Genomic DNA, 15,269 nt, shown 5'->3' with positions numbered 1-15,269 from the left:
GCCGCACCCTCCGCGAAGCCAGGGCCGTGAGGGGCCCCTCACGGCAAACCGCAACCCCTTCGCTCAGGCCCGTTCGGGCAGGGCCTGCGGCCGCAGCACGGCCACCGGGCATTCGGCGTGGTGCAGCACGCCGTGACTGGTGGAGCCCAGGCCGATCCCGGCGAGCCCGCCGCGCCCGCCGCGCCCGCGGGAGCCGACCACGATCAGTTGGGCGCCTTCCGCGGCCTGCAGCAGGGCACGCACCGGGCGGTCCTCGACCAGCCGCTGGGACACCTCGACCCGCGGGTATTCCGCCTTCCACCGCTGGAGCCGGGACGTCAGGTCCTCCTCGTCGTCGGCGGAGGCCAGTGCCTGGACCGCGATCAACCGGACGCCGCGCGCGGCGGCCGTGGCGAAGGCGAAGCCGAGAACGGTGTCGCTGAGCGGGGAACCGTCCACCCCGGCCACGATCGGGCCGTCCTCGGGGACCGCGCCCCGCACCACGACGACCGGGCAGTGCCCGTGCGTGGCCAGCCCGACGGCCACCGAGCCGAGCAGCAGGCCGGTGATCCCGCCCAGCCCGCGCGAGCCGAGCACGGCCAGGTCCGCCGTCTCCGAAGCCCGCACCAGTTCGGCGACGGGCTGCCCGGCCCGCAGTTCGGTGCGCACCGGCACGGCGGCGGTGTGCTCGGCGACCTTCTTGGCCTCCTCGAGCCGCTCCCGGCCCTGGTCCAGCAGCGCGTCACGGTAGCTGCGGGGCAGTTTGACCGGCGTGTACGGCTCGGGAGACGGCACGGCGCAGGCGAAGAGCAGGGTCAGCGCCGCGCCGCGCCGGGCGGCTTCGGCCGCCGCCCAGCGCACGGCGTCCAGTGACGACGGCGAACCGTCCACCCCCACCAGGACCGTTTCGTCGTGGCCCACGTTCAGGACTCCTCGGGACGGGCCGCGATCGCGGCGGGTGCGGCGGCCGGCGTGGCGGTGACCGGGTAGCCGAGACGCAGGATGAGTTGCGGATAACCGGGCAGGCCGAGCCGCTCGATCAGGCCCGAGCGCACCTCGGGCAGGTGCAGGGGCTGGGTCAGCACCGAACCGACCAGCCCGTGGGTGATCGCGGTCAGCCAGATCCGCTCCATGGCGATGCCGGCGCTGAGGTGGTCGCGGCGGGTGTCGTCCTTGGTCAGGACCACCAGCAGGCCCTCGGCCATCAGCCGCTCGGTGAGCGTGATGGTGTCCGGCAGATGCGTGGCGTCGCGCACCAGACCGGTCCACGGCAGCGTGGACACGTCGCGGAACGGCTCGGGGAACTGCGCCGACCAGGCGGTGAGCTCCCGCTGGTAGGCCCGGTCGTCGTGCAGCACCTCGCCCGCGTAGCCCAGCAGTTCGGCCAGTGCGCCGGACTCGCCGCGGCGGTCGATGGGGCGCGCCTCGGTGCCGGGAGTACCGCCCGACTCGGCCAGTTCCCGCAGGCTGTGCGGCGGGATCTGGTGGAGGCTGAAGGGCGCCCGGTAGCTTTCGCGGCGGAAGATCGCCGAGTACTGGTCGACTTCGCGGCCGGTCGCCTCCTTGCGCCCGATCGCGGTCATCCGGGCGACCAGATCGGGTCGCCGCTGGTCGGGGAACAGCGAAACCGCCACGTCCCAGCCCAGCGTCCGGATGGCCAGTTCGAGGTTGGCCAGCGCCGCGCCGCAGGAGATCACCCGGTCCCGGCCGGTCGGGTCGTGCCGCGGCAGGGTCACTTCGAACCGTTCGTAGAGGTCGGCCGCGTCCGCGCGGGCCTCCAGCGTCCACGGCTGGGTGTTGTGCACCGATGGCGCGCGGCTCACCGCGCGCGCGAGCACACCGACCTCGGTGCTGGACCAGGTCATGGCGCGACCTCCTCGGTCTGGTTCTTCGGCTGGGTGATCGCCTCGGGACGGCGGCGGGGCGTGGCCGGGGCGGTGAAGCCGTAGCCGAACCGCAGCACCACCTGCGGCCGGGTCCGGTCGCCCACCAGGCGGCCCAGCGAGGTTCGGGTGGCGGCGATCTCCACCGGCTGGGACAGAAACGACGCGCTGACCCCGGCCGTGGTGCCGGTCAGCAGCACCCGCTGCATGGCCTGGCCGGTGCGGAGCTGCGCCAGCGGGGTGTCGGTGTAGGAGCCGAGCACCGCCACCAGCGGTTCCCGTTCGTACCGGCGTTCCGGGGAGGAGTCCGTGACGGTGTAGTGCCGCAGCGTCAGCAGGCTGCCGGGCGCGGGCCGGGGACCGCCCGCCGCCGCGGGCACGCCGTCCTCGCGCAGCGCGTCACCAGCGGTCCAGCGGTGCAGCTCGGCCTGGAAGCCGGGGTCCTCGCTCTGCAGGTACTCGGCGTGGCGCAGCAGCGCGGCCAGTGCGTCGAGATCGGCCGGACGTTCCAGCAGCACCAGTTCCGCTCCCTCTTCGGCCGCGGCCTCGACGAGGGCCTGGCGGATCCACTGGGGCACGGCACGGTCGGTGAACGGGCGGCGGTTGCTGCGGCGGAAGGCGATCGCGCGGGCCAGCGCCCGGTCCTCGGAGGTGGGCCGGTGGGCGCCACCCAGGATCACCGTGGCCAGGTGGCCGGGGCGGTCCCGGTCCGGCAGCAGGTGCACCTGCGCGGTCCGCCCGGCAGCCTGCAGCGCCAGCCGGATGTCGAGGATCGCCGCCCCGCAGGACAACCGCGCCTCCCGGCCGTCGGGGTCCGCCACCGGCAGCACCCGGCCGGGGTCGAGCAGCACGTCGATGCGGTCTGCGGCGATCTCGAAACGCCAGGGCTGCGGCCTCCAGGGCCAGCGCGATCGGGTCCCCGGCGGGGGGGTAGGCGGTCATCGGTGCTCCCACGGTCAAGTTCCTGGTCTTCAGCCTCGCCAGGCCACCCGCGACCGGGCAGGGGCCGGTGTCCCGACTTCCCGGGTCTTTGTGCTCTTCGCTCCGCCGGGGTCCGGTCCTCGTCAAACGTGGGGTCGCCTACTTCGACCTGGCGTGTCACCCCGTGCCGATGCGAAGCTTGGCGGCATGTCTTCACAGGGCGACGTCGATCAACCCTCGTTGCGCGGCACGCTGTCGCAGTTGCGCCTTCGCGAACTGCTCAGCGAGGTGCAGGACCGCGTGGAGCAGCTGGTCAGCGCACGGGACCAGATGGACGGCCTGCTGGAGGCGATGCTCGCGGTCGCCGCGGGCCTGGAACTGGACGCCACGCTGCGGCGCATCGTGCACGCCGCGATCGAGCTGGTCGACTGCCGCTACGGAGCGCTCGGCGTGCTCAACACGCACGGCGAGGGGCTCGCCGAGTTCGTCTACGAGGGCATCGACGAGCAGGCCCGCGCGGAGATCGGGCACCTGCCGGAGGGCCATGGGCTGCTCGGCCTGCTGATCAAGGAACCGAAGCCGCTGCGCCTGCCGGATCTGGCCCGGCACGCCGCCTCGGCCGGCTTCCCGCCCAACCACCCGCCGATGAAGTCGTTCCTCGGCGTGCCGGTACTGGTGCGGGGCGAGGTGTTCGGCAACCTGTACCTGACCGAGAAGGCCGGCGGGCAGCCGTTCACCGAGGACGACGAGGTGGTGGTGCAGGCGCTGGCGGCGGCGGCCGGTATCGCCGTGGAGAACGCCCGCCTGTACGAGGAGACCAAGCGCCGCCAGCGCTGGCAGGAAGCGACCAGCGAGATCCGTGCGGAGCTGCTCGGCGCCGCGGACCCGGTCGACGTGCTGCACCTGATCGCCAACCGCGCGCTCGCGCTCACCGGCGCCGACTACGCCTTCCTGGCCCAGCCCGACGACCCGGAACTGCCGTCGGAGGTCGTGGACACCCTCGTGGTGACGGTGTGCGCGGGACTGAACGCGGACGTCCTCACCGGCCGGGAGATCCCGGTCGAGGGTTCCAGCTGTGGCGAGGCGTTCCGCGACGCGGTTCCCCGGCAGGCGGACAGCCTGCGGTACGACCTGGCCGTGGGACTGGACGAGGAGTTCGGGCCGGTGCTGCTCCTGCCGCTGCGCGCCTCGGCGGACACCGTGTCCGGTGTGCTGGTGGCGCTGCGGCGCGCGGGCGCGGAGCCCTTCGACCCGGGGCAGCTGCCGCTGGCCGCGTCCTTCGCCGACCAGGCCGCGCTCGCCCTCCAACTGGCCGACGACCAGCGGCGGCTGTTCGAACTGGAGGTGCTGTCCGACCGCGACCGCATCGCCAGGGACCTGCACGACCACGTCATCCAGCGACTGTTCGCGCACGGCCTCGCCCTGCAGAGCACGCATCTGCGCAGCCGCTCGCCCGACACGCAGCGGCGGCTGGCCGACATGATCGACGACGTGCAGAGCGTCATCGCGGAGATCCGCACGGCGATCTTCGACCTGCACGGCGGGCTGGAGGGCACCACGCAGCTGCGCAAGCGGCTGCACGAGGTGATCGCCGAGATCACCGGCGAGGCGGGCCTGCAGACCACGGTGCGGGTGTCGGGACCGGTCGGGGTGGTCTCCCCCGAACTCGCCGACCACGCCGAGGCGGTGGTGCGGGAGGCGCTGAGCAACGCGGTCCGGCACGCGAAGGCGAGCAAGGTGATGGTGACGGTGTCGGTGGACGACGACCTGAGCATCGACGTCACCGACAACGGGGTGGGGCTGCCCGAGGCGGTCGCGCGCAGCGGTCTGCACAACCTCGCCGAGCGGGCCGATGAGATGGGCGGGAAGTTCGTGGTGGAGAAGCCGGAGGGCGGGGGCTGCCGGGTGTTCTGGGCCGCCCCCGTCTCCTGAGGGGACGGCGTCAGTCGCCGTCGCCCTCGCCCTCCGGGTGCTGCGGCGCGGTGTACTGGGTGCCCGACCAGGCCGCCTTGGCGCCCGAGTCGCCGATGCGGACCACCTGCACCGCCGAGGCCACGGCCAGCGCGACCACGAGCACGCTGAGCACCGGGACGACCGCCTTCATCGGCTTGGTCGCCGTGGCCGCCGTGGCCGTGGCGGTGCCGCCGGTGCCGTTTTCGGTGTCGCCTGCCGCGGCCTTGGCCGCCGCGGCCTTGGTGTTGCGGCGGTCGAACCACATCAGGGCGACGGTGACCACAAGCAGGCCGGCGACGAACACCAGCAGCTGGTCGCCGAGGTGGGCGTGCGTGCGGATCAGGTCGGTGCTGGTGAGGCGGTCCCGCAGGTCCTCACCGCTTTCCGTGGCGATAGGGATGCAGGCCGTGGCCAGCAGGGTCAGGCCCGCCACGGCCCAGCCGAAGCGACGACGTGCCGCGGGCCAGACGGCAATGATCACCGTGGTGAGGACGGCCAGCGGCACCAGCACGACGACGGCGTGCACGGCCAGCACGTGCAATGGCACCCCGGAAATCAGGAAAGGCATCGAAGCTCCCAGTTCGGTGATCGAGACACGACACAGAGTGCCGTGGGATTCTGGGAGGATTCTTGGAGGGGAACCGGGCAAATCCACCCAGAGTGTGCGTCAGGCTGCGCCCGGTTCGCCCTGTTCGCACTCTTCCAGGGAAAACCCGGTGACCAGTTCCGGCTGGATGCGGATGACGTGAGCCATCTCATCGGGCACCCACGGTTGCAGGAGCCGTTCGTAGCGGGCGATGGCCTCGGGCACCTTCAGCCGCCGGGCGACCCCGGTCACGATCACGCTCCAGCCGATCCGGTCTCCCTCGGCGACGAAATCGGCCTCGTAGGCGACCACGGTGTCCAGCGCCGACATGAGCGCGGCACCGGCGTGACTGCGGATGATCACCTGGCCGTCGTCGACCAGGTGGTTGACCGGCCGGATCGCCGGCAGCGCCTGGTGGCTGAACACGATCCGGCCGACCCGCACGCTGCCCAGGCGCCGGAGGGATTCTTCGCGGCTGAGCTCCTGGAAACGGCGGGGCGTCATTCGCGCACCGCCCGGGGAAAGTTCGACAACACGGCCGACATCTTCGCCGCAGGCTCCGGCGGCGCCTAGGGTACAAAGTCCCCGGTCTGGACCTCCCCACCGTCACGCGCCCCGGTCAATGAGTGAGGTGGGCCTTTTCGTGGGTGATCGCCTCGATGTCGTCGGCCGTGGCGTCGAGCAGGCGGTGTGCGAGGTCGGACAGGGCGCGGGCCACGGCCAGTTCGTCACCGATCTCCGGCACGTTCGCGTCGGCCGGGTTCAGCCGGGCCGTGCCGACCCCGACCAGCCCGGTCTCGTCCGGATTGTGCAGACGGGCCCTGGCGCGGGTGCGGTTCTCGTGTTCGTCGATGAAGACTTCGATCTTCCACTGCTTTTCCTGCATGGTTGGGCCTCCGTTCTCCCCTCCCCACCTTGCGGTCGGCCCCGGTGCGGTAGAAGGGCAGAAAGTCCCCGAACCGCGGGCCCCGTCGGCCCTGCGTGGCGGGGAACTTCGGCGGAGTTGGACCCGCCGGGTGAGGAACTTCGGCCCTACGGACGGCCGGGCTCCCGGGCGCACGATCGTGTCATGTTCCGCACAACGATCCCGCTGGGCCGCTACGCCGGTGTCGCGGTGGGCGCGCACTGGTCGGTGGTCATCGTGCTCGCCCTGATCTCCTGGCTGCTCGGGGCCTCCGTCCTGCCTGCCGCGGCTCCCGGCTACCCCGGGAGCTGGTACTGGATCACCGGGGCACTGACCGCGGTGTTCTTCCTGGTCTCGCTGCTGGCGCATGAGCTCACCCATGCCGTGCTGGCCCGGCACCACGGCATGGGGGTCAAGCGGATCACGTTGTGGATGCTCGGGGGTGTGGCCGAACTGGAGGGCGAGCCGCCCAGCCCCAAGGCCGATCTGCTGATCGCCGCGTCCGGTCCGGCGATCAGCCTGCTGCTCGGGGGGCTCTTCCTCGGTGGCGCCTACCTGGCCGCCGCCGTGCTCCCCCCGCTGGCGCTGTCGGGCCTGGGCTGGCTCGGCGTCACCAACCTCATCCTGGGCGTGTTCAACCTGCTGCCCGGCGCTCCGCTCGACGGCGGACGGGTGCTGCGCGCCGCGGTGTGGCACTTCACGGGTGATCGGGCCCGCGCCGCGGCCACCGCCGCGAAGGTGGGCCAGGTCCTCGGCCTGGTGTTCATCGCGCTCGGCCTGGCCGAGACCTTCCTGCTGGGCCAGTGGACCGGGCTGTGGCTGGCCTTCCTCGGCTGGTTCCTGATGGGTGCCGCGCAGGCGGAGCTGACCGGCGGGCTGGCCCGGCGACGGCTCGGCGACCTGCGCGCCCGCGCGATCATGGACCCGCACCCGGTGCCCGCCGCGGGCTGGTTCACCGTGCAGGGCTTCCTCGACCAGACCGCCGGCACGGTCCGGCACCGGCTGTTCCCTGTGCTGTCGTTCGACGGCAGGCCGATCGGCGTGGTGAGCCTGGCCGAGCTGACCCGGATGACCCCCGACCAGCGGCTGGCCACCCGGCTCTCCGACGTCTGCCGCCCGCCGCAACTGGTCGACGCCGGCGAGCGGGTGGCGGATCTGCTGAACAAGGTTTCGCTCCGCCCGGGGACCGATCTGCTGCTGGTGGTCGAGCAGGGCAGGCTCGCCGGCACGATCAGCTCCGAGGACCTCGCCAGGGCACTGGAACTGGCCGCGCTGCGCGGTCAGGACCACAACGTGCCCGCCTCCTGACCGGGCCGGGGGTGGTCAGTGGGTGCCGTCGGCAGCGGAGTCGGGTAACCGGGTGGACAGCAGATGTTCGGCCGCACCGTCGAGGAGCCGGGCCATCTCCGTGGAGCGGGGCAGCATGGTCTGCTCGTAGGCGTGGACGGCGTCGTCGACGGTGTCGTGGCGGGCGAGGCCGAGAGCGAGTTCGCAGGCATCCAGCATGGCCAGGTTGACGCCGACACCGAGCGGGGGCATGAGGTGGGCGGCGTCACCGAGGAGGGTCACCGTGGGGTTGTGCTCCCAGGTGTGCGGGACGGGCAGGGCGAAGATCGGGCGGTCGACGTAGGGGCCGTCGTTGTCGGTGATCAGCCGGCGCAGGCGCGGTGACCAGTCGCGGTAGCGCTCCAGGAGGAGGGCACGGATACCGCCGGTGTCCTGGGGGGTGAGCCCGGCGGCGGTGATCCAGTCGACCGGGACGCGCTGGATGAGGTAGGCGCGGATGTGGTCGCCGCTGTTGCGCTGGGCGAACAGGCCGCGGTCGCCGTCGGCCGCCGCGGCGCCGCCCTGGCCGACCAGTTCGGCGATCTCGGGGTGCTGGTCCTCGACGCGGTGGAACCAGGCCTCCAGGAAGCTCACGCCGCTGTACTCGGGGACGGCCGGGGAAAGGACGCGGCGGACCTTGGACCAGGCACCGTCGGCGCCGACGACGAGGTCCGCTTCGACGGTGGAGCCGTCGGCGAAGTGCAGCCGCCGGGGCCCTTCCTCGGGGCCACTGATGGCCCGCAGGGCATGGCCCCAGCGCACGGTGCCGGGCTGAAGCGAGTCGAGCAGCAGGTCGCGCAACTGGCCGCGGTCGATTTCCGGCTTGAACCGCTCACCGTCCTCGGGGACGTGGTGGAAGAGGATCGCGCCTGCCGGGTCCAGCTGGCGCATTTCCTGGCCCTCGGGGCGGGCCAGCCGGAAGAACTCCTCCAAGAGACCGGCTTCACGCAGGGCGATCTGGCCGTTGTCGGCGTGCAGGTCGAGGGTGCCGCCCTGGTTGCGGGCGTCGGGGCCGGTCTCGCGGTCGTAGACGGCGGCGGCGATGCCGTGCCGCTGGAGGATGCGAGCGCAGGTCAGGCCGCCGGGGCCGGCGCCGATGATGGCGATGCGGGGTGCGGCGGTGGTGTTCATGGTGGTGCTCCGTTCGTTCCGCGCCGCGGTGCCGCGGCCACCATCCAAAAAACCACACTCGTCTAATAAGTGCAACAACTCAACTTTTTAACCTGGTCAACCAAAGGGGTAGGGTGTCGGCATGCCGAGCACCACGACCGACACCACGACAGGTCCCGCGAGGATGGGGCGCCGCGAGCGCAAGAAGGCCGCGACCCGGCAGGCCATCGCCGACGCCGCGCTGCACCTGTTCCTGGAGCGCGGATACGACGAGGTCGGCATTCGCGAGATCGCGGACGCCGCCGACGTGTCCACCACCACGCTGTTCAAGCACTTCCCGGTCAAGGAAGCCCTCGTCTTCGACGAGGACGCCGACCAGGAGGCCCGCCTGCTCGCCGCCGTCCGCGAGCGGCCCGATGGCCAGTCCATCCCCGCCGCACTACGGGAACACGCCCTGACCACCCGGCTGGCCACCGCCGAAGGCGACGCCCGCTTCGCCGCCTTCACCAGCCTGGTGGCCCGCACCCCCGCGCTGCGCGAGTACGCCCAGAACATGTGGCTGCGCCACGCCACCGCACTCGCCCAGGCCATCGCCGAGGAGAGCGGCCTCGACGCGGGCGACCCCGCCTGCACCGCCATGGCCCACTTCGCCCTCGAAGCCCCCCGCGCGGCCTACGCCCACGACGACCCCCGCCAGGCCATCACCCGGGCCTTCGACCTCCTCGAACACGGCTGGGGCGCACTCGCCCGGAGCGAAGCGCCCTCAAGTCCTCCAGAGGCTTGAGGAAAGTAGGCCAGGACCCCGCCCGCACCTTCAGGGCAACAGCGTGGCCGCGTGGTCGGGCACGTAGTTGCCCGGGTTCTTCTCCGGCCGCCGGTACCCGGTGCCTTCCGGCCGCTCCGGCACCTGCAGCCCTGGCAGCGGCACCTCCCGGTACGGGATGGACGACAGCAGGTGCGCGATCATGTTGATCCGCGCCCGCCGCTTGTCATCGCTGTCCACAATGGACCACGGTGCCTCCGGGATGTCGGTGTAGAGGATCATCTCGTCCTTGGCCCGCGAGTAGTCGTCCCACCGCGAGATGGACTCCAGATCGATTGTGGACAGTTTCCAGCGCCGCATCGGGTCCTCCAGCCGCGCCTGGAACCGGCGCTGCTGTTCGTCCGGGCTGACGGAGAACCAGTACTTGCGCAGCAGGATCCCGTCCTCCACCAGCAGCCGTTCGAAGATGGGGCACTGGTGCAGGAACCGGCGGTGCTCGTCCGCGGTGCAGAACCCCATCACCCACTCCACCCCGGCGCGGTTGTACCAGCTGCGGTCCATCAGCACGATCTCCCCGGCCGCGGGCAGCTGTTCGACGTAACGCTGGAAGTACCACTGGGTCCGCTCCCGGTCGCCGGGGCGGGGCAGTGCGACGATCCGGGCCACCCGCGGGTTGAGGTATTCGGCGACCCGCTTGATCGTGCTGCCCTTGCCCGCCGCGTCCCGGCCCTCGAAGATCACGATCAGCCGTTTCCGCTCGGCCCGCACCCACTCCTGCAGCACGACCAGTTCCGCCTGCAACCGGGCCAGTTCCTGCTCGTAGACCTTGCGGGGCAGCCTGTCGGCCATCACCGCACCGCCGGGCGCACGACCGCGACCGGGCAGACGCTGTGATGCAGCAGGGCCTGGCTGGTCGACCCGAGTCCCATGCCGGTCATCGCGCCGCGGCCGCGGGAACCCACCACGATCAGCTGCGCGCTCTCGGCCTCCTTGAGCAGGCCGCGCACCGGCCGGTCCCGCAGCACCACTTCCCGCACCGTGACATCGGGGTACTTCTCCCGCCAGCCCGTCATCCGCTCCGCGAGCAGGCGCCGTTCGTCCTCGGCGACCGCGTCGTAGTCGATGTCGAACGGCAGCACCGACCACGTCTCCCCCACCGACATGTCCGTCCAGGTGTGCACGGCCACCAGGCCCACCTCCCGCAGGGAGGCCTCCTCGAAGGCGAACGCGACCGCGGCGTCGCTGACCGGTGAGCCGTCCACGCCGACCAGGACCGGCCCGCCCTCCGGCGGCGGGTCCTGCGGGGTGTGCCCGCGGACCACCACCACCGGGCAGTGCCCGTGCGCGGCCAGCGCGACCGACACCGAGCCCACCAGCATCCCTTCGAAACCGCCCAGCCCGCGCGAGCCCAGCACGACCAGGCGCGCGTGCCGCGACTGCTCGATCAGCAGCGCCGAGGCGGTGCCGACCCGGAGTTCCCGGTGCACCTCGATCGCCGGTGCGAGATCACGGGCCTCCCATTCGGCCGCGCGCAACCACTCGTGGCCCTGCTCGATCAGGCCCTCGACGACCCCCTCCCGGCTCTCCTTCGCCACGTGCGGCGCCGCCGGCGGCAGCACGCAGGCGTGGTAGAGCCGCAGCGGCAGGTGGCGTCGCGCGGCCTCCCGCGCCGCCCAGCGCACCGCGTGCAGCGCCGAGACCGAACCGTCCACGCCGACAATGATCTGGTGGTGTGCTGCCGTGTCCGTCATGAACACACTGTCCCCGGCGGCACCCGCACCGGACAAGGCCCCCGGTCCCCAGCCGGTGGGCCGTTGTGCTCTTCTCTTCCCCCGCCGGGTGGGGCAGGCTCTCCTCGCGAGGCGATGCGGGAGGTGGCCTGATGCGTGCCTGGCGAGTGGACCTGCCCGGAGAACCCGGCGTGCGCAAGTTCACCCGCCGTGAGGAACCGGTGCCCGCACCGGGCCCCGGGGAACTGCTGGTGCGGGTGCTGGCCTGCGGGGTGTGCCGCACCGACCTGCACGTGGTCGAGGGGGACCTGCCGGTGCACCGGCCCGCGGTGGTCCCCGGCCACGAAGTGGTCGGGGAGGTGGCCGCGCTCGGCGCCGGGGCCACCGGGTACGCCGAGGGCGACCGCGTGGGGATCGCCTGGCTGCGCGGCACCTGCGGGAAGTGCGCCTACTGCCGCCGCGGCGCGGAAAACCTCTGCCCGTACTCCACCTACACCGGCTGGGACGCCGACGGCGGGTACGCCGACTTCACCACCGTGCCCGCCGCCTACGCCCACCGCCTGCCGCCGGGCTATCCCGACACGGAACTGGCACCGCTGCTGTGCGCCGGGATCATCGGGTTCCGGGCCCTGCGCCGGGCATGGCTGCCCGCCCACGGCCGCCTGGGCATCTACGGCTTCGGCGCCAGCGCGCATCTCGCCGCGCAGGTCGCGCTCGCGCAGGGCGCCACCGTGCACGTGATGACCCGCAGCGAACAGGCCCGGCGGCTGGCGCTCGAACTCGGTGCCGCCTCGGCCGGGGACGCCGCCGACGCACCGCCGGAACCGCTGGACTCGGCGATCCTGTTCGCCCCCGTCGGCGACCTGGTGCCCCCCGCGCTGGCCGCACTCGACCGCGGCGGCACCCTCGCCGTCGCCGGTATCCACCTCACCGACATCCCGCCACTGAACTACCAGGAGCATCTGTTCCAGGAACGGCAGCTCCGCAGCGTCACCGCCAACACCCGCGCCGACGCCCGCGATTTCCTGGACTTCGCGGCGGAACACCACCTGCAGGTGGTGACCACGCCCTACCCGCTGGAGAGCGCGGACGCCGCACTGGCCGACCTCGCCGCGGACCGGGTCAACGGGGCCGCCGTGCTGGTGCCTTGATCGATTGTGGACCTTGGTCCCTACGATCGGGGACCGTCGGCGCACCGCCACGGCCGATCACGATCTAGCCTGGACCTATTCGATTCGCGGAAGGTGAGAACCTTGATCAAGGTGTTTCTGGTCGACGACCACGAGGTGGTCCGGCGTGGCGTGGCCGATCTGCTGGAAGCCGATCCGGAGCTGACCGTCGTCGGTGAAGCCCCGACCGCCGCACAGGCGCTGGCCCGCATCCCCGCGCTGCGCCCGGACGTGGCGCTGCTGGACGTCCGGCTGCCCGACGGCAACGGGATCGAGCTCTGCCGGGACCTGCGGTCGAAGCTGCCCGATCTCAACGTCCTGATGTTCACCTCCTACACCGACGAAGAAGCCATGCTCAACGCCATCCTGGCCGGCGCGGGCGGATATGTGATCAAGGACATCCAGGGGCTGCAACTGGTGTCGGCCGTGCGCGAGGTCGGCTCGGGCCGGTCGCTGCTGGACAACCGCGCCGCCGCGACCCTGATGGCGAAGCTGCGGGCCGACGCCACCGACACCGGCCCGCTGTCCGGGCTGAGCGAACGGGAACGCACGCTGCTCGACCTGATCGGCGAGGGCCTGACCAACCGGCAGATCTCCGAGCGGATGTTCCTGGCCGAAAAGACCGTCAAGAACTACGTCTCCCGCCTGCTGACCAAGCTGGGCCTCGAACGGCGCACCCAGGCCGCGGTGCTGGCCACGAAGATGCGCGAAAACCGCGCCGCCCGCAACCAGGAGTCCTGACCCCGGCGGCCGGGGCGCTCAGGACGGATCCCCGACCCGTTCCGAGTAAGCAGCCCCGGCCGGCAGCATCGCGGCGATGCGCCGGGCCCAGGAGCGGATGTCCTGCCAGTCGCGGTAGTCGCCGTCGGCCACGTGCAGCGCGACGAGCAGGGCACGCTCGGCCAGTCCCAGCCGGTGCCGGTCGACCCGCCCGGCGAACAGCCGGTGTTCCCGTGCCCGGATAAGGCGGCGCAGCGCTCCCAGTTCCAGCGGGTCCTGCTCGGGCCGCGGCGGCGAGCCGACCGGGCCGCTGGAGAACAGCCACACCGGCACCATGGTCAGTTCTTCCCGGTTGTGGTGCACGAAATCCGTGGCCGCGGTCAGCCAGTGTCCCATGTAGACGGCACTGCCCAGCACCACCGCGTCGTAGCCGGACACCCCGCCCACCTCGGTCACCGGATGGACGGCGACGTCGGTGTGCTCGCCGAGAACGGAGCGCAGTTCCCGGCCGATCTCCTCGGCGATCTCCTGGGTGGCCCCGTGTCTGCTGGCGACGGCGACGAGTACCTTCATGGCACACCTTCCTCCCTGGGGGCCCGTTTCGCAGCGTGCTCCCGCGACGGGGCCCGGGGTGAGAGGCCTAGAGGCCCTGCCCCGGTGACCTCCGGCCCTTTTTGCCCTTCGCGGGCCGTCACGATGATGGCCCCATGCGGCGAACCGAGACGGTCACGGACCTGCCCGCCCTCTCCGGACAGCAGGAATGGACGAGCGTTCGCGAAACCCACATCGGCGCGGTCTTCCTGGTCGGTGACCGGGCCTACAAGCTGAAGAAACCGGTCGACTTCGGCTTCCTCGACTTCACCACCCGCCAGCAGCGGGAACACTTCTGCCACGAGGAAGTGGCCCTCAACCGCCGCCTGGCCCCGGATGTCTACCTCGGCGTCGCGGACGTCACCGGCCCGGACGGCGAGCCCTGCGACCACCTGGTGGTGATGCGGCGCATGCCCGAATGCCGCCGCCTGTCCACCCTGGTCCGCCAGGACGCCCCGTTGCACGAAACGATCCACGACCTGGCCCGGCTGATGGCCCACTTCCACTCCGGGGCCGGACGCGGCGACGAGATCACCGCCCAGGGTTCGCGCGACGCGATCCGCGACCGCTGGCGGGACAGCTTCGCCCAGGTGCGCCCGTTCCACGGCGCGGTGCTCGACCCCTGCCAGGCCGCCGAAATCGAACGGCTCACCGAGGAGTTCCTCGCGGGCCGGGAAGCCCTGTTCCGGCGCCGGATGACCACCGGCCGGATCGTCGACGGCCACGGCGACCTGCTCGCCGACGACGTGTTCTGCCTCGACGACGGTCCCCGCGTGCTCGACTGCCTCGAATTCGATCCCCGTCTGCGCTCGGTCGACGGGCTCGACGACATCGCCTTCCTCGCCATGGACCTGGAACGGCTCGGCTCACCCGAACTCGCCGAGTTGCTGTTCGACCGCTACATCGCGTTCTCCGGCGACCCGGCGCCCCCGGCCCTGCGACACCATTACGTCGCCTACCGGGCCTTTGTGCGGGCCAAGGTGGCGTGCCTGCGGTACGGCCAGGGTGACGAGCCCGCCGCCGCGCTCGCCCGCGAGTACGCGGATCTGGCCCTGCGGCACCTGCGGGCCGGGCAGGTGAAACTGGTCCTGGTCGGCGGCCTGCCCGCCTCCGGCAAGTCCACGCTGGCGGGGGAGATCGCCGACCGGCTCGGTGCCGCCGTGCTGCGGTCCGACCGGATCCGCAAGGAGCTGGCGGGCATCGACCCGGAGCAGAGCGCCGCCGCCGGATACGAACAGGGTTTGTACGACCCGGCGCACACCGAGCAGACCTATGCCGAGCTCAACCGGCGCGCGCGGGAACTGCTGTCCCTCGGGGAAAGCGTCGTGCTCGACGCGTCGTGGTCCTCGGCGGAACGGCGTCTGGAGATCTCCAGGACCGCGACCGCGACGCACAGCAGGCTGGTGCCGCTGCGGTGCTGGGCGCCGGAAGTGACCACGGCCAACCGGCTCGCGAAGCGCACGTCGTCGATTTCCGACGCGACACCGGAGGTGGCGCGGCACATGGCGGCCAACCTGCACCCCTGGCCCGACGCGCACACCATCTTCACCGCGGGCACCGTCCAGGACTCCCTCGCCCAAGCCCTCGCCTACCTCGAATAACCTCCGCGGCGCCCGGCTCAGACGGGGGCGGCG

Annotated in this window: 15 protein-coding genes and 1 pseudogene; 6 read left to right on the top strand and 10 right to left on the bottom strand. The window is 72.1% G+C overall.

The features are described from left to right. Positions 1-63: 63 nt before the first annotated feature. The 3 genes and pseudogenes from FNH05_RS15020 to FNH05_RS15010 all read right to left on the bottom strand — a co-directional run. Complete coding sequence (locus tag FNH05_RS15020) at positions 64-900, bottom strand: universal stress protein (RefSeq protein ID WP_246127746.1); 837 nt, start codon at positions 898-900, stop codon at positions 64-66. Positions 901-902: 2 nt separating this feature from the next. Further along, complete coding sequence (locus FNH05_RS15015) at positions 903-1,844, bottom strand: Acg family FMN-binding oxidoreductase (protein WP_144588603.1); 942 nt, start codon at positions 1,842-1,844, stop codon at positions 903-905. Further along, positions 1,841-2,740, bottom strand: a pseudogene (locus FNH05_RS15010) (Acg family FMN-binding oxidoreductase); the annotation flags it as partial. The gene FNH05_RS15015 and the pseudogene FNH05_RS15010, both read right to left, overlap by 4 nt. A gap of 250 nt (positions 2,741-2,990) precedes the next feature. On the opposite strand from FNH05_RS15010, the gene FNH05_RS15005 reads away from it, so the two are divergent. Next, entirely contained in the window at positions 2,991-4,715 is a 1,725-nt protein-coding gene (locus FNH05_RS15005) for a sensor histidine kinase (protein ID WP_144588600.1), read from the top strand. A gap of 10 nt (positions 4,716-4,725) precedes the next feature. Here FNH05_RS15005 and FNH05_RS15000 read toward each other — a convergent pair whose 3' ends face one another. The 3 genes from FNH05_RS15000 to FNH05_RS14990 form a co-directional block, all read right to left on the bottom strand. Next, complete coding sequence (locus FNH05_RS15000) at positions 4,726-5,304, bottom strand: DUF2231 domain-containing protein (RefSeq protein WP_144588598.1); 579 nt, start codon at positions 5,302-5,304, stop codon at positions 4,726-4,728. 99 nt (positions 5,305-5,403) lie between these two features. After that, positions 5,404-5,826, bottom strand: a complete 423-nt coding sequence (locus tag FNH05_RS14995) for a pyridoxamine 5'-phosphate oxidase family protein (protein WP_144588596.1) — start codon at positions 5,824-5,826, stop codon at positions 5,404-5,406. Between the two features lie 115 nt (positions 5,827-5,941). Beyond that, complete coding sequence (locus FNH05_RS14990; protein ID WP_144588595.1) at positions 5,942-6,208, bottom strand: DUF1876 domain-containing protein; 267 nt, start codon at positions 6,206-6,208, stop codon at positions 5,942-5,944. Between the two features lie 183 nt (positions 6,209-6,391). Here FNH05_RS14990 and FNH05_RS14985 point away from each other — a divergent pair, with 183 nt between their 5' ends. Beyond that, on the top strand, positions 6,392-7,534 hold the full coding sequence (locus tag FNH05_RS14985; protein WP_144588593.1) for a site-2 protease family protein: 1,143 nt from the start codon (positions 6,392-6,394) through the stop codon (positions 7,532-7,534). A gap of 15 nt (positions 7,535-7,549) precedes the next feature. Here the strand turns inward: FNH05_RS14985 and FNH05_RS14980 are convergent, their stop codons facing one another. After that, on the bottom strand, positions 7,550-8,683 hold the full coding sequence (locus FNH05_RS14980; RefSeq protein WP_144588591.1) for an FAD-dependent oxidoreductase: 1,134 nt from the start codon (positions 8,681-8,683) through the stop codon (positions 7,550-7,552). A gap of 121 nt (positions 8,684-8,804) precedes the next feature. Here FNH05_RS14980 and FNH05_RS14975 point away from each other — a divergent pair, with 121 nt between their 5' ends. Then, entirely contained in the window at positions 8,805-9,446 is a 642-nt protein-coding gene (locus tag FNH05_RS14975; RefSeq protein WP_144588589.1) for a TetR/AcrR family transcriptional regulator, read from the top strand. A 30-nt stretch (positions 9,447-9,476) separates the two neighbouring features. Here the strand turns inward: FNH05_RS14975 and ppk2 are convergent, their stop codons facing one another. Continuing rightward, the gene (gene ppk2, locus FNH05_RS14970) at positions 9,477-10,274 is read right to left on the bottom strand and encodes a polyphosphate kinase 2 (RefSeq protein WP_144588587.1); all 798 of its coding nucleotides are present in this window, start codon (positions 10,272-10,274) and stop codon (positions 9,477-9,479) included. Then, a complete protein-coding gene (locus FNH05_RS14965) occupies positions 10,274-11,176 on the bottom strand; it encodes a universal stress protein (protein WP_144588585.1) in 903 nt (300 codons plus the stop codon). Before FNH05_RS14965 ends, ppk2 begins: the two co-directional genes overlap by 1 nt. 131 nt (positions 11,177-11,307) lie before the next feature. Between FNH05_RS14965 and FNH05_RS14960 the strand changes: the two genes are divergently transcribed. Further along, a complete protein-coding gene (locus FNH05_RS14960; RefSeq protein ID WP_144588583.1) occupies positions 11,308-12,306 on the top strand; it encodes a zinc-binding alcohol dehydrogenase family protein in 999 nt (332 codons plus the stop codon). A gap of 102 nt (positions 12,307-12,408) precedes the next feature. Continuing rightward, positions 12,409-13,065 (top strand): response regulator, encoded by a 657-nt coding sequence (locus FNH05_RS14955; protein WP_144588581.1) that lies wholly within the window; start codon positions 12,409-12,411, stop codon positions 13,063-13,065. Between the two features lie 18 nt (positions 13,066-13,083). On the opposite strand, the gene FNH05_RS14950 is transcribed toward FNH05_RS14955, so the two are convergent. Continuing rightward, a complete protein-coding gene (locus FNH05_RS14950; RefSeq protein WP_144588579.1) occupies positions 13,084-13,617 on the bottom strand; it encodes a flavodoxin domain-containing protein in 534 nt (177 codons plus the stop codon). A 134-nt stretch (positions 13,618-13,751) separates the two neighbouring features. Here FNH05_RS14950 and FNH05_RS14945 point away from each other — a divergent pair, with 134 nt between their 5' ends. Then, positions 13,752-15,236 (top strand): bifunctional aminoglycoside phosphotransferase/ATP-binding protein, encoded by a 1,485-nt coding sequence (locus FNH05_RS14945; RefSeq protein WP_144588577.1) that lies wholly within the window; start codon positions 13,752-13,754, stop codon positions 15,234-15,236. The last annotated feature ends 33 nt before the right edge of the window (positions 15,237-15,269 follow it).

Source organism: Amycolatopsis rhizosphaerae (genome assembly GCF_007713715.1).
GTDB lineage: Bacteria > Actinomycetota > Actinomycetes > Mycobacteriales > Pseudonocardiaceae > Amycolatopsis_E > Amycolatopsis_E rhizosphaerae.
Note: the sequence above shows the minus strand (reverse complement) of the source record. Positions and strands in the feature narration are given on the sequence as shown.